This is a genomic window from Actinomadura sp. NPDC048021, assembly GCF_040653135.1.
GTDB lineage: Bacteria > Actinomycetota > Actinomycetes > Streptosporangiales > Streptosporangiaceae > Spirillospora > Spirillospora verrucosospora.
On record NZ_JBEZJQ010000010.1, the window covers coordinates 173126 to 186661 of the forward strand.

Annotated in this window: 12 protein-coding genes; 2 read left to right on the forward strand and 10 right to left on the reverse strand. The window is 72.8% G+C overall.

Annotated elements, in window-relative coordinates; translation table 11 throughout:
* Positions 1-28: 28 nt before the first annotated feature.
* The 7 genes from AB0C87_RS18765 to AB0C87_RS18795 form a co-directional block, all read right to left on the reverse strand.
* Entirely contained in the window at positions 29-2389 is a 2361-nt protein-coding gene (locus AB0C87_RS18765; RefSeq protein WP_360578641.1) for a [protein-PII] uridylyltransferase, read from the reverse strand.
* 8 nt (positions 2390-2397) lie between these two features.
* On the reverse strand, positions 2398-2736 hold the full coding sequence (locus AB0C87_RS18770) for a P-II family nitrogen regulator (RefSeq protein ID WP_141577570.1): 339 nt from the start codon (positions 2734-2736) through the stop codon (positions 2398-2400).
* Positions 2733-4094, reverse strand: a complete 1362-nt coding sequence (locus AB0C87_RS18775) for an ammonium transporter (RefSeq protein WP_345174984.1) — start codon at positions 4092-4094, stop codon at positions 2733-2735. The genes AB0C87_RS18770 and AB0C87_RS18775 overlap by 4 nt, the downstream gene beginning before the upstream one ends.
* Before the next feature lie 181 nt (positions 4095-4275).
* Entirely contained in the window at positions 4276-5424 is a 1149-nt protein-coding gene (gene ftsY, locus AB0C87_RS18780; protein ID WP_345174982.1) for a signal recognition particle-docking protein FtsY, read from the reverse strand.
* Between the two features lie 136 nt (positions 5425-5560).
* The gene (locus AB0C87_RS18785) at positions 5561-6226 is read right to left on the reverse strand and encodes a DivIVA domain-containing protein (RefSeq protein ID WP_345174979.1); all 666 of its coding nucleotides are present in this window, start codon (positions 6224-6226) and stop codon (positions 5561-5563) included.
* Between the two features lie 5 nt (positions 6227-6231).
* A complete protein-coding gene (locus tag AB0C87_RS18790; RefSeq protein WP_353834111.1) occupies positions 6232-7383 on the reverse strand; it encodes a globin domain-containing protein in 1152 nt (383 codons plus the stop codon).
* A 3-nt stretch (positions 7384-7386) separates the two neighbouring features.
* On the reverse strand, positions 7387-7794 hold the full coding sequence (locus AB0C87_RS18795; protein ID WP_345174975.1) for a globin domain-containing protein: 408 nt from the start codon (positions 7792-7794) through the stop codon (positions 7387-7389).
* An 871-nt stretch (positions 7795-8665) separates the two neighbouring features.
* On the opposite strand from AB0C87_RS18795, the gene AB0C87_RS18800 reads away from it, so the two are divergent.
* Positions 8666-9187, forward strand: a complete 522-nt coding sequence (locus AB0C87_RS18800; protein WP_345174974.1) for a hypothetical protein — start codon at positions 8666-8668, stop codon at positions 9185-9187.
* An 18-nt stretch (positions 9188-9205) separates the two neighbouring features.
* Here the strand turns inward: AB0C87_RS18800 and AB0C87_RS18805 are convergent, their stop codons facing one another.
* From AB0C87_RS18805 to AB0C87_RS18815, 3 genes are all read right to left on the reverse strand, one after another.
* Complete coding sequence (locus AB0C87_RS18805; RefSeq protein ID WP_360578644.1) at positions 9206-10096, reverse strand: glycoside hydrolase family 16 protein; 891 nt, start codon at positions 10094-10096, stop codon at positions 9206-9208.
* A gap of 183 nt (positions 10097-10279) precedes the next feature.
* The gene (locus AB0C87_RS18810) at positions 10280-10951 is read right to left on the reverse strand and encodes a response regulator (RefSeq protein ID WP_353834110.1); all 672 of its coding nucleotides are present in this window, start codon (positions 10949-10951) and stop codon (positions 10280-10282) included.
* Positions 10951-12165, reverse strand: a complete 1215-nt coding sequence (locus AB0C87_RS18815; protein WP_345174970.1) for a histidine kinase — start codon at positions 12163-12165, stop codon at positions 10951-10953. Before AB0C87_RS18815 ends, AB0C87_RS18810 begins: the two co-directional genes overlap by 1 nt.
* Positions 12166-12343: 178 nt before the next feature.
* On the opposite strand from AB0C87_RS18815, the gene AB0C87_RS18820 reads away from it, so the two are divergent.
* Entirely contained in the window at positions 12344-13528 is a 1185-nt protein-coding gene (locus AB0C87_RS18820) for a hypothetical protein (protein WP_360578646.1), read from the forward strand.
* Positions 13529-13536 lie beyond the last annotated feature (8 nt).

Genomic DNA, 13536 nt, shown 5'->3' on the forward strand with positions numbered 1-13536 from the left:
GCGAGCCCTGCCCCCTCCGGAAACCCGTTCAGTGGAGGGTTCTCATAACCCGGGCCCGGACGGCGGCCAGAGCGTCGGGATCGTCGAGCGGGCGGCCCTGGTCGTCGACCACGTAGAAGACGTCCACGGCCTCGGCGCCGAGGGTGTCCACCTGGGCCGCGCGGACCTGCAGGCCGCAGGATCCGAGCGCCTGCCCGACGCGCCACAGCAGTCCGGGGCGGTCGTGCGCCCGGACCTCGACGACGGTGGCGGTCCGCGACGCGTCGTCCACGATCATGACGCGCGGGGGCGGCACCGTGACGCCGGGCCGGATCCGGACCGACCGCGCCCGCCGTTCGAGGCGCTCGGCCACGTCGAGGCGCCCGGCGAGCATCCTGCGCAGGTCCGCCTCCAGGCCGGCCGGGTCCGGCGGGGTCCCGTACTCGGGGACGGCCGTGAAGTCCAGCACCGCCGTCTGGGCCGGCGAGGCCGCCGGGGAGGAGATCACGCGCGCGGTCTTGACGGCCAGGCGGTGCAGGGCGAGGACGCCGGCGGCGCGCCAGAGCAGTCCCGGACGGTCGGGGGCGGCGATGGTGATCCGGGAGCCCGTCACGCGGACGGCGGCGCCGTCGTGGCGGGCCAGGGCGAGGTGGTCGGCGGTGAGCGCGGGAGCGGGCGGGGGCGTGCCGCCGGAGAGCACGGCGGCGGCGCGGCGGGCGAGTTCGGCGACGAGGCCGGCCTTCCAGGCGCCCCAGGCGGCGGGGCCGGTGGCGCCGCCGTCGGCGACGGCGAGGGCGGCGAGGAGGTCGACGACCTCGCGCTCGCGACCGGGCGCCCCGGACACGGCGGCGGTGACGGTCTGGACGGTCACCGGGTCGTCGATGTCGCGGCGGGTCGCGGTCTCGGGGAGCAGCAGGTGGTGGCGGACGAGCGTTTCGAGGACGCGGACGTCGTCCTCCGGGAGGCCGAGGCGGGCGGCGATGTCGCGGGCGATGACGGCGCCGGAGGTGGAGTGGTCGCCCGGCCCGCCCTTGCCGATGTCGTGCAGGAGGGCGCCGATCAGGAGCAGGTCGGGGCGGGCCACCTCGCGGGTCAGGGCGGCGGCGCCGGCGGCGGTCTCGACGAGGTGGCGGTCGACGGTGAAGCGGTGGACGGGGTTGCGTTGCGGGCGGTTGCGGACGCGCTCCCAGTCGGGCAGCAGCCGGACGATCAGCCCGGCCTGGTCGAGGGCCTCCCAGACGGCGATGGCGGGGGGACCGGCGCCGAGCAGGGAGACGAGCGCGTCGCGGGCCTCGGCGGGCCAGGGAACGGGCGGGAGGGCGGCGTGCTCGGCGAGGCGGGCGACCGTGGCGGGGGCGAGGGGCAGGCCCGTCTGGGCGGCGGCAGCGGCGACGCGCAGGATGAGGGCTGGGTCGTTCAGATCGGCGTTCCGCGCGAGGACGACCTCCCCCTCGTGCTCGACGGCGCCGTCCCCGACCGGCCTGCGCTCCACACCGCGCCGGCCGGCGGTCTGCGGGACACCGGGAGGCTGCCGGTGCTTGGCCCTGGTGAAGTTGTCGACGCGGCGCCACAGGTGGGACGCCCCATAGGTGACGGTGCGGGCGGCCTCGACGATCGAGCGCTGCAGGACGTCGGCGTCCGGGAGACCGAGGGTGCGGGCCACGGCCTCCTGCTCCTGGAGGACGAGGCGGTCGGTGGAGCGGCCGGTGACCTGGTGGAGCGCGTGCCGGACGTCGAGGAGGAGATCGTGGGCGGCGCGGACCCGGGCGTCCGGGGCGGAGGCCACCCAGGACGCGGCGACGGCGTGCATGACGTGGACGTCCCGCAGCCCGCCGTGGGCCTCTTTCAGGTCGGGTTCGAGCAGGAACGCCAGTTCGCCGTGGGTCTCCCAGCGCTCGCGGCACATCGCCGACAGCTCGGCCAGCCGGGTGGGCGCGTCCGCGCGCCAGTCGGTGAGGACGGCGGCGCGCAACTCGTCGACGAGGGCGCTGTCTCCGGCGATGCGGCGCGCCGACAGCAGGCCGAGGGCGGCCTTCATGTCGCCTCGCGCCACGGTCTGGGCTTCGGCGACGGTGCGGACGGAGTGGTCGAGCCGCTGCCCGGAGTCCCAGATCGGGTACCAGACGCGGTCGGCGATCTCCGCGACGCCGGCCAGGCCGCGGTGCAGCAGGACGAGGTCGAGGTCGCCGCCGGGCGTCAGTTCGCGGCGGGCGTGGCTCCCGACCGCGACGAGCGCCACCCCCTCCGCGGGCGGCGCGGAGGCCAGGAGGGAGGCCAGCCAGCTGTCGAGGGCGTCGGCGCGGGAGGCGCGGGCGGCGGCCAGGGCGGCGCGGGCCGGGTCCGGAGCGGCGCCGCCGGCCGGAGCGGGCGCGGGGGCCCGGTCTCCGGCCGGCGGGTGGGCGAGGGTCACCGTGCTCCCTAGAGCGCTTCCGGTCCGGTCTCGCCGGTGCGGACGCGGACGACGGTGTCGACCGGCACGGCCCACACCTTCCCGTCACCGATCTTGTCCGTGCGGGCCGCCTTGACGATCACGTCGATGATGTCGTCGGCGTCCTCGGCGTCGACCAGGACCTCGACGCGGAGCTTGGGCACCAGGTCGACCTGGTACTCGGCGCCCCGGTAGACCTCGGTGTGGCCCTTCTGCCGCCCGTAGCCGCTGGCCTCGCTGACGGTCATCCCCTTGACCCCGAAGGCCTCCAGGGCCTTCTTCACCTCGTCCAGCTTGAACGGCTTGATGACCGCCGTGATGAGCTTCATCCCTTCGCCTCCACCTTCTTCGCCGGGGCCGCCGGGGCGGGCGCCGCCGCGGTCGCCCCGGAACCGATGCCCGCCCCGGAACCGATGCCCGCACGGATCGTGCCGAAGTCGTAGGCGGTCTCCGCGTGCGCCGTGCTGTCGATGCCGGCGGCCTCGTCGTCCTCGCTGATCCGGAAGCCCATCACCAGGTCGATCACCTTGGCGATCACGTAGGTGACGACGAAGGAGTAGGCGAGCGTCGCCAGGACGGCGACGGCCTGCTTGCCGAGCAGCGCGAACCCGCCGCCGGCGAACAGCCCGTCGGCGCCGGCGTCGTTGACGGCGGTGGTCGCCAGGAACCCGATCAGCAGGGCGCCGACGATGCCGCCGACCATGTGGACGCCGACGACGTCGAGCGAGTCGTCGTAGCCGAGCTTGTACTTCAGGCCGACCGCGAACGCGCACACCGCGCCGGCGACCAGGCCGAGGACGATCGCGCCGAGCGGGGTGATGAACGCGCAGGCCGGGGTGATCGCGACCAGTCCGGCCACCACGCCCGAGGCGATGCCGAGGGTGGTGGACGCGCCGTCGCGCAGCTTCTCCACGACGATCCAGGCGAACGCGGCGGCGCAGGTGGCGACGAGCGTGTTGATGAACGCGACGGCCGCGGTGGAGCCGGCCGACAGCGCGGACCCGGCGTTGAACCCGAACCAGCCGAACCACAGCAGCCCGGCGCCGAGCAGGACGAACGGCAGGTTGTGCGGCCGCATCGGCTCCTTCGGCCAGCCCTTGCGCTTGCCGAGCACCAGCACCAGGGCGAGCGCGGCGACGCCGGCGTTGATGTGGACGACGGTCCCGCCCGCGAAGTCGAGCGCGCCGAGGTGGAACAGCCAGCCGGACTTGCCGCCGTCCTGGCCGTCGGACCACCACACCCAGTGGGCGATCGGGAAGTACACCAGCGTCGCCCACACCAGGGTGAACACCACCCAGGCCCCGAACTTGGCACGGTCCGCGACCGCGCCGCTGATCAGCGCGACGGTGATGATGGCGAACGTCGCCTGGAACGCCACGAAGACCAGCTGCGGGATGCCCGTCCCGTCGTCGGCCGTGGCCGCGTTCTCCAGGCCGACGAGCCCCCAGTCTCCGAAACCGCCGATGAACGAGCTGAGCCCGCCGCCGTCGCCGAAGGTGAGGGAGTAGCCGTAGACGACCCACGCCATGCCCACCACGGCGATGCTGACGAAGCTCATCATCATCATGTTGAGCACGCTCTTGGCCCGGCTCATGCCTCCGTAGAAGAAGGCCAGGCCCGGTGTCATCAGCAGGACGAGCGCGGTGCTCGTCAGCATCCAGGCGGTACTACCGCTATCGATCTTCATCTCTGAGCGCGTCCCTCCTCGCCAGGAACTTCGAACTGCTCAGAGACTCTGGCGCGGCCGTTTCGCCCGGTATGCCGCTACGTTTCCGCCATGTGAAACCCGACTTCAGCGTGTTTCGCCGCTGTTTCCAAGTCCTCACATGCCGTATTTACGCGGCATCCGGGCCGATTCGAGGGCCGGTTCAGTCGCCGAGGATCGCGTCCACGAACGCCTCGGGCTCGAAGGGCGCGAGGTCGTCCGGCCCCTCGCCCAGGCCCACCAGCTTCACCGGGACGCCGAGCTCGCGCTGCACCTGGACGACGATGCCGCCCTTGGCGGTGCCGTCCAGCTTGGTGAGCACCACACCGGTGATGTTGACCACCTCGGCGAAGACCCGGGCCTGCTGCATGCCGTTCTGGCCGGTCGTCGCGTCCAGGACGAGCAGGACCTCGTCGACCGTGGCCTGCTTCTCCACCACCCGCTTGACCTTGCCGAGCTCGTCCATCAGCCCGGTCTTGGTGTGCAGCCGGCCCGCCGTGTCGACGATCACCACGTCGACCTTGGTGTCGATGCCCTGCTTGACGGCGTCGAACGCCACGCTGGCGGGGTCGGCGCCCTCGTCCTTGCGGACGACCTGCGCGCCCACCCGCGTGCCCCACGTCTCCAGCTGGTCGGCGGCGGCGGCGCGGAAGGTGTCGGCGGCGCCGAGCAGCACGGTGTTGCCGTCGCCGACGAGGACGCGGCCGAGCTTGCCGCACGTGGTGGTCTTGCCGGTGCCGTTCACGCCGACGACCATGAGGACGGCGGGACGGTCGCCGTGCGCCTCGGTGTGCAGCGAGCGGTCGATGTCCGGGCCGATCTGCTTGATCAGCTCGTCCTTGAGCATCGCCCGGACCTCCTCCGGGCTGCGCGTTCCGAGGACCTGGACGCGCGTCCGCAGGTCGTCGGTGACCTGCCGGGCCACCGCCGTGCCCATGTCGGCGGCGATCAGGGTGTCCTCGATCTCCTCCCAGGCGTCCTCGTCGAGCGTGTCGCGCGACAGCAGCACCAGGAGGGTCTTGCCGAAGGCGTTCTGGGAGCGGGCGAGGCGGGCCCGCAGCCGCACGAGCCGCCCCGCGCCGGGCGGCGGCCGCTCGATCTCGACGGCGGGCCGCGGCGGCGCGGCCTCCGTCGGCGGCGCCTTCTCGATCGTGGGGGCCTCGGCCTCCGCCACGTCGGCGGCGGTGGCGCCGCCGGTGCGTTCGGACGGGCGCTCGACCGGCGGGCGGGGCCGGCGCGGCCGCAGCAGCGTGACGCCGCCGATGATCAGCGCGATCACGGCCAGCACGGCGATGACGATCACATATTCCATAACGCCCCCAGTTTTCCAGACGAGCACTCCCGCGCGAACACGCTGCGCCGGGCCCGCCGATCATGCGGCGAGCCCGGCCGGGCGCGCAACCGCGCGGGACTCCCGAACGTTCCGGCGCCCGCGCCGGGACGGTAGATCAGGCATTACCCCCAGGGAGGGATGCCCGTTCGGAGGACTCCCACTCGTCGACGTTGCGGAGCAGTGCCTCCAGGTAGGAGCGCAGATGGGTCCGGTAGACGTCGCTGTAGGTCCGCAGGTAGGCGATCTCGCGCTCCAGGGCGAGGCGCTCTCCGTCCGGGAGGGTCCCGGGGCTCGGCGAGGGCGCGGGCTGCGGCGGGGCCGTGCGGACGGCCGCCTCGGCGACGGCGGCCGCCTTGCGGTGGGCGTCCTCCAGCATCTGCTCCGCGCGGCCCTTGGCGTCCGACAGGATCGCCTCGCGGTGCAGCCTCGCCTCGTGCGCCAGTTCCCTGGTGTAGCGCTCGGCGTCCGCCACGTACAGGTCGGCGGTCTGCTGGGCCTGCGACAGGATGCGGACGGCCTGGAAGTGGGCGTCCTCGGGCGCCATCACGCCGCGGGAGCCCGAGGACGCCTGGGCGCGCAGCCGGTTCACCTCGTCGGCCAGGGCGGCCTTGTCGGTGAAGATCTTGACGAGTTCCCGCTCCACGTACTGCAGGAAGTTGCGGACCTGCTCCTCGTCGTATCCGCGGCGCCCGAGGGCGGCCCGGGCGAACACCACAGACTGGAGTTCGCCCGGGGTCAACCGCGACCCCTCAGAGACGACCGGAAGGTTCGGGGAGTTCAAGGCGCTCACCTCTGTGCGTCGGCGAAGGTTTCGAGGCGGATCCGGTCACGGGCGACGCCGAGCCGCGCCAGCTGCTCGACGGTGTGCCCGACCATGACGGACGGCCCGCACACGTAGGCGTCGTGACCGTCCCAGGGGCCGCGCCTGGCGACCACGTCGGACAGGTTGCCGTGCTCGACGCCGTCGTCGCCCGAATAGAGCAGCGAGGAGAACCCGTGCCCGCCCGGCTCGTCCGACACGGCCGGGACGACGGTGAGCCAGGGGAACCCGTCCGCCAGTTTGGTCAGGTCCTCCAGGTCGTAGAGGCCGTCGCGGCTGCGGGCGCCGAAGAACAGGTGCACGCGCGGCGGGACGGCACGGCGGGATATCTGCTCCAGGATCGCCTTGAGCGGGGCCAGGCCGGTGCTGCCCGCGACGAGCAGGACGTCCCGCGGGGAGCTCTCGTCCAGCGTGAGCGTGCCGATGGGGGCGCCCATGCGGACGCGGTCGCCGATCTGGGTCCCGCGGACCAGCACCGGGCTCACGGGGCCGCCGTCCACCAGCCGGACGTGGAAGTCGACGGAGTGGTCGGGTCGCGGCGCGTTCGCCATCGAGTAGTACCGCCAGTGCCGCAGCCGGGACGGCACTTCCAGCGCCACGGACTGGCCCGGCGTGTACGGCAGGGGCCGGTCGGGCTGGATCCGGAGGACGCTGATGTCGAACCGGCGGCGCTCGACCGCGATGACCTGGCCGTTCCACCAGGCGGGGCTGTTGAGGGCGTTCTCGTCGGCCGCCTCCAGCATGACCTTGGCGACGAGGCCGTAGGCGGCGCTCCAGTCGCGTTCGAGGTCGTCGGTCCAGGCCGTCCCGGAGAAGTGCCGCAGGGTCGCCAGGAGGCTGGCCCCGACGTGCGGGTAGTGCTCGGCCACGATGCCGAACCTGCGGTGGTCACGACCGAGCTGCTGCAGGAACGGGACGAGGACGGCCAGGTCGTCCACCTGGGACACGATGTGGCCGAGGGCGCGCAGCAGCTTGTCGCGCTGCCCGCTCATCCCGATGGGGAACATGTCGCGCAGGTGGGGATTGCGGACGAAGAGGTCGGAGTAGAAGAACAGCGCCACGGCGTCGCCCTTCTCGGCGACCTGCGCGAAGCTGGTCTTGAGTCGCTGGGAGTCCACGGATCAGGCGACGGGCTCCGCCGCGGCCTCCGACATGACCTTCGCGACGACGCCGTAGGCGGCCGTCCAGTCGCGTTCGAGGTCGGCGTTCCAGTCCGGACCGCTGAAGTAGGCGAGGGTGGCGAGCAGGCTGGCGCCGACGGGCGCGTAGTGCTCGGCGACGACGCCGAAGTCGTTGTGGCGGCGGCCGAGGTCGCTGAGGAAGGGGACGAGCGCGTCGGGGTCGTCCACGGTCGAGACGATCTGGGACAGCGCCGCGAGCAGCACCTCGTGCTGCTTGGCCATCGACGCGGGGAACATCCGTCTGAGCTGCGGGTCCCGCGCGAAAAGGTCGGCGTAGAAATATTCGGCGACGTCCAGGCCGTTCGCGGCCACCAGGCCGAAATTGTCTTTGAGTTTCTGGGGATCCATGCGTCGCACCTCTCCGGCGGTTCTCCGTACCGGACGGGGGGAGTCCGGTGAAGGAGCCGGAGAACCGCAGGGCCATATGGGTAGTGGATGACCCCAGGTCACACAAGCCCGCCAGCGTCGCCGGGTCATCACGGTCGGTGCACGCCGATCCCCTCCGAATACGCGTCACCGGCGCGGACGTGAAGTCTCCAAACGGTTATAGGCGGGGGGAAGACGGCGGAGACCGCACCCGCCGTCCCGCCCGAAATGGTGAGCGCTGGGCGGTGTCACGTTCCAAGAGAAATGTGACGCGCGTCACGCGCCCGCGGAAGCAGCGCCCTCCCGCCCGATCGGAGGCACTGGGTGCCGCGGGCCCCTGTGACCGCGGCACCCAGCCGTCCTCCGCGAGCGGACTCCTGCGACCCGCTCCGGCCGCTCCCCGACCTCGCCGGACCTCACCGATGGCGGCGAGGCCGCCGACCTCCCCGGTCGCCCCCGAAACGGTGGCCGCCGAGTTCGTCCGTCAAGACGAGAGGGCACTCGACCCGGCGCACAACGGAGCGCCGCCCATAACGCCGGCAACGTCCCGCCGGCCGACCTTTCCTGCTTCTTCTCATGGGATAATCGCGCCCTAACCCTCCGCACCCGTTCGGTGCGATCCGAGTGGGCCGGCCCCGCATTTCCTGTCCGGGCGTCTCGGGCAGCCCATAAGAGAAAAGGAGCCGCGGCGGCGTGAGCCGTCCCGGCGGGCGCGCACCACCCCTGACCTGGCGATCTTGCGACCGCTGGCCGTTCCCCCGGTGAAGGCGTTAATCTTCGGCTGCCGCCTGATCATCCGGAAAGGCGGCGTTCGGACAATGGGCCGACATCCCCGCCCCGAGGAAGGCACACCATGGCTCTTCGGTTCACCTCCCGCGCCGTCGGCGCCCTCGCCGTCACGGCGCTCGCGACGACAATTCTCACGTCGGGGTGCGGCGGTGACGACAAAGACGGCGGTGATGACGTGTTCCGAGCTCCGTCCCAGTCGCCCTCGGCTACCGCACAGGAGGACACCGACCCCGGCACTCGGGAGGGGATCGAGGGCGCGCGGGCCGCGCTCCAGGCGTTCCTGCGCGGCCAGGCCGCCGGGGACCAGGGGGTGTGCCGCTACGTCGCGAAGGACGGCGACTTCCTCCGGGGCCCCGCGCTCCGCGGCGACTGCCCGGCCGGTGTCCGCAACACGCCGCACCTCCTCCGACCGCAGGAGCGGCAGGCTCTCCGGACCGTGTCCGTGAAGGGCGGCCGGCTGGTGGACGAGGAGGCGGTCATCCCGTTCTCCGCCCTGCACTCGCAGAGCGGGTCCATGACCGAGCGCACCCTCCAGGACGAGTTCACCCTGCGCCACAACGGGGAGATCTGGCAGATCGTGAAGTGACACCGGACGCCCCGCCGCTCAGGGCCGGTACATGTTGATCCAGTCGACCGAGAGGGTCACGTCGGCCTTCCGGCTGACCCCCTTGGTCGTCAGCTTGGTCATCTGCGGGAACCAGTCGAGCTGGATGGCCTGCCCCATCTTCCCGGGCGGCAGGGCCTCCCGCTTCGAGGTGTGGAACCACCTGCGCCCGTCCACGTAGCCCGTGATGCCCCTGGAGTTCCACTCCACCGCGAAGGCGTGCCACTTGGTCAGGTCGATGCGCAGGTGGGAGTTCAGGCGCTGGGACTCCTTCTCGGGTCCGTAGTGCAGGAAGAAGTTGGTCCCGTTGCGCAGCCCCTCGTCGCCGTAGGTCTCCATCCAGTCGATCTCCCCGCCGCCGTTCTGCGGGTCGGTGCCGCCACCGCCGCCGACCGGCCACAGCAGCAGGTTGGCGTTGTAGCAGGCGCAACCGCGGCTCACCTTGACGCGGGCCTCCCAGCGGCCCTCCTTCTGGGCGCCCTTCATCCAGGCGACGCCCCCGGTGTCGCCGTTGCGCTTGCCGGTGATGCGCAGGACGCCGTTCCGGACGGTCACCGCCTTGGCGACGCGGCGGCCGCGGCCGCCGTTGCCCGGTCCGGTGTAGACCTCCCAGGCGCGCCGGTCGAAAGTGCGGAAGCCGTCGAAGGCGATCGGGCGTCCCCACCCGTAGCGCCGCGCCGCGGTCGCGGTGGGCCGCTTCTTCTTCGCGTGCTCGGAGTCCCAGGTGTCCTCGTGAGCCCGCGGGCCCGGCTTCCCGTAGGCGATGGCGGGCGCGGACCTCTCCAGGGCTCCGACGGCGCGGGCGGGAGCCGGGTCCGGGCCCGTCCCCGAGGCGCCGGCGAGCGCGAGCGAGCAGCCGGCGGCCAGGACCCCGCCGGTGATCATGGCCATTCTGTTTCGGGTCGGCAAAAGCATGGCGTTCCTCCGGGCGGCGAAATAGGCGAAGGCCCGGCCATAAAGGCGCCGTCCTTCATGCGCTTCGTTCACCGGAACGCTATGCGGGGCCGGCGGGCGCCCCTAGGGCCCTAGGGCCCTAGCGGCGGGGGTCGCGGGCCCCAATCGCGGAGGCCCTGCTCAGCCGCCCGGAGGCATGCCGAGCCAGGTCACGATGGCCGTGGCCCGGTTCGGCGCGCCGAGTTTCGCATAAATGCGATTGATGTAGTTCTTGACGGTTTTCTCGGTGAGAAATAGCTTGGCCGCGATGTCGTGATTCGCATGACCGCGCACGATCAGATCCATGACCTGGACCTCGCGGGCGGAAAGGCCGAAACGCGCGCGCTGCTCGGCCGGATCGGCCGCGGGCGCCGCCGGCCGGCCCGTCCGCGCGGCGTCGATGAGCGCGGCGCTGGCCGCGTGCGAGAGGGGGTGGGCCCGGTGCCGGACGGTGTCCCGGATCGCCGCGGCGAGCTCGTCCACCGTGAAGGTGTTGTGCACGAGGTAGCCGACGGCGCCGTTGCGGACGGCCGACAGGATCACCTCCGGCTCCTCCACCTGGGTGAGCATGATCACGCGGCTGGTCCGGCTCAGCGCGGCGGCGGCGCTCACCCCGTCGACGCGCGGCATCCGGACGTCGAGCAGCACCACGTCGGGCACCAGCCGCCAGGCCATCTCCTCGGCCTCGCGCCCGTCGCCCGCCTCGCCCACCACCTCGATGTCGTCGGTGGCCTCCAGCGCGGAGGTGAGGCCGGCGCGGATGAAGGCGTTGTCGTCCACGACCATGACGCGGTACCGCACGGGCTCGTCCATCACCGGCTCCCTAGCGCGGCCCGCGCGGGCTCGGACTCCGGGCCCGCCGGCATCGACGCGGTGACCTCGGTGCCGCCTCCCGGGACGGAGCGCACGGCCAGCCGGCCGCCCGCCCTTCTGGCCCGCTCGTGCATGCCCACGAGGCCGTAATGGCCGCCGCGGGCGAGCTCGTCCAGCCAGCCGGGGTCGTCCGGCCGTCTGGACATGCCCTTACCGTCGTCCCGCACGCGCACCTCCAGGTCGCCGTCGTTGACGGCCGTGACGATGTCGACGCGGGACGCCTCCGCGTGCCGTCCCACGTTCTCCAGCGCCTCCCGCACGATCGTGATCATCTCGCGCCGCGCCGGCGCCGGGAGGTCCGCGCCCGCCTCGGCGTCCACCCGCACCGGGACGCCGGTGCGGCCCTCCCACTCCCCCGCCAGCACCCGCACGGCGTCGCCCAGCGGGACGCCGGCGGAGTCGTCGCGCAGCTCGGCGATGAGCGAGCGCGCCTCGCGGGTGGCGACCTGGGCCGCCGTGGCGATGCGCCGCGCCTCCCGCTCGGCGCGGTCGGGGGACTTGCGGACCCAGCCGGGCAGGCCGTTCGCCGACAGGGCGATGCCCGACAGCGTCGCGGTCAGCGAGTCGTGCATCTCGCGGGCCAGCCGGGTGCGCTCCTCGGCGGCCATCGCCTCCGCCTCCATCCGCCAGCGCGTCTCCTCGGCGGAGGCGTGCTCGTCGAACAGGCGGCGCAGCACCGTGCCGACGAGCGCCGCGACCCCGTAGAAGACGGGCAGCATGACGAGCAGCGGCATGGCGATGTCGCCGCCGTCGTCGGAGGGCGCGTTGCGGTAGAGCGCCGCGTAGTACAGGACGGCCTGCTGCGCGCACAGCAGCGCGGTGACCGGCCACCGGTACAGCAGCCCGGCGAGACCGGCGGTCACCACCGTCACGAGGAAGTAGGGGCCGAAGATCCCGCCCACCTGCAGCACCGCGTAGCCGATGAGGACGTCGAAGGCCAGGAGCGCGGGCTGCTCGAACAGCCGCAGCACGACCTTCTCCCAGCCCGCCAGCACCACGCCGGAGACCACGGCCGCGAGGACGAGCACGCCGAGCGCCCAGGGGTCGCCGCGCACCTGCCCGTCCACCACCACGGTCACCCCGATGACCAGCACGCGCAGCTGCATCAGCAGGACGAACGTGGTCCCGACCCTGGTCTCAACAGAACGTCGCAAGGCAGACGGAACGGATGCACCGGAGCGCGGCATCGCGAGGGCCCCTCCAGTTGACGAGCGCCGAGTCATGACGCCATTGATCTTGTCAAAGACCGCATAGCGAACATTAGTCATTCCGGACGAGGAGATCGCTACGATGCCTACGAGAACAGGCGTTCCCGTTCGCGGGAGGACACCGGTGACGGCTCCGAGAGCGGTCCCGCAGCCGGAGGAGGCGCATGATCCGGCTGATCTGCTCGACCTCATGCGCCACCTGCAGCAATGGTCCGGTCTGCCCCTTTCCGAGCTTGAGGAGCGAATGAACGCCGACGGCGTGGTCGTCCCCTCCGGGCTTGACGCGCTCCTCAGCGGGCACACGCTGCCGAGCCGGGGGCTGGTGACCTCCTTCGTGGCCACATGCGGCCTCGTGCCGGACGAGCGCAAGCGGTGGCTGCGGGTCTACGACCGCCTGTGCGGCCCCGCCGTCATGGAAGGCGACCGGCGCGGCGCGGAAGGCGACCGGCGCGTCGCGGGACGGCCGGCGCTGAACCTCGGCCCCGCGGCGCCTCCGCCGCCGACCCCGGCTCCCCGCCCCGCCCCGGCTCCCGCCCCGGCTCCCGTCATGGCCTCCGCCCCGCCTTCCGGGAGCGGCTCATCCGGCAGCCGATCCTCCGGGAGCGGCACCTCCGGGCGGCACGCGGCGACGCCGCCGGGCCCGCGGCACCGCAAGAAGTCCTCGCGCGGGCAGGCCGACCGCCGGCCGGTGTCGCTCATGGTGGCGGCGCCCGCGATCATCACGCTCGGCGTGGTGGTCACGACGCTGGCGGGGGTGTTCGGCGGTGGAGGCGGAGGCAAACCCCACCGGCCGCAGGCTTCGCCGGGCGCGTCCGCCAAGTCGGCGGCGCCCCCGGCCGGGTGGTACACGATCATGCCCATCACCGGCGAGCGGACCGGCGACTGCCTGTCGATCCTCCCGGACGAAGAACTCCTCCCGCAGCTGGCGCAGGACAAGTGCGTGGCGGACGACAGGCTCCAGCGGATACGGCTCGCCTCCGTCCCCGGCAGCGCCGGGACGTTCCAGCTGAAGGCGTGGACGCCGAAGGGCAAGCTGTGGTGCGCGACGCTCGACGAGAAGACCGAGCGTGCCACGCTGCACATGAAGGAGTGCGGAGACGACGATCCGCTGCAGCGGTTCGGGCTGACGCCGGCGGGCAAGCCGGTGAAGGGCGGGCAGCTGTTCGACATCGTGCCGGAGGCGACCCGGGACCACCGCATGTGCATGGGCGTCGACATCCGGATCAGCGGGGGGCTGGAGACGATCCTCGCCTCGTGCGGCAACACCGGAGTGCGCGGCTACCTCTTCACGCCCGCCTCCGAACCGTGACCGGGGCC

Excerpts from the sequence above, each read along its gene's own strand:
- AB0C87_RS18770 (WP_141577570.1), bottom strand. The coding sequence starts at position 2,736 with ATGAAGCTCATCACGGCGGTCATCAAGCCGTTCAAGCTGGACGAGGTG.
- AB0C87_RS18800 (WP_345174974.1), top strand. The coding sequence starts at position 8,666 with ATGGCTCTTCGGTTCACCTCCCGCGCCGTCGGCGCCCTCGCCGTCACG.
- ftsY (WP_345174982.1), bottom strand. The coding sequence starts at position 5,424 with ATGGAATATGTGATCGTCATCGCCGTGCTGGCCGTGATCGCGCTGATC.
- AB0C87_RS18805 (WP_360578644.1), bottom strand. The coding sequence starts at position 10,096 with ATGGCCATGATCACCGGCGGGGTCCTGGCCGCCGGCTGCTCGCTCGCG.
- AB0C87_RS18775 (WP_345174984.1), bottom strand. The coding sequence starts at position 4,094 with ATGAAGATCGATAGCGGTAGTACCGCCTGGATGCTGACGAGCACCGCG.
- AB0C87_RS18795 (WP_345174975.1), bottom strand. The coding sequence starts at position 7,794 with ATGGATCCCCAGAAACTCAAAGACAATTTCGGCCTGGTGGCCGCGAAC.
- AB0C87_RS18810 (WP_353834110.1), bottom strand. The coding sequence starts at position 10,951 with ATGGACGAGCCCGTGCGGTACCGCGTCATGGTCGTGGACGACAACGCC.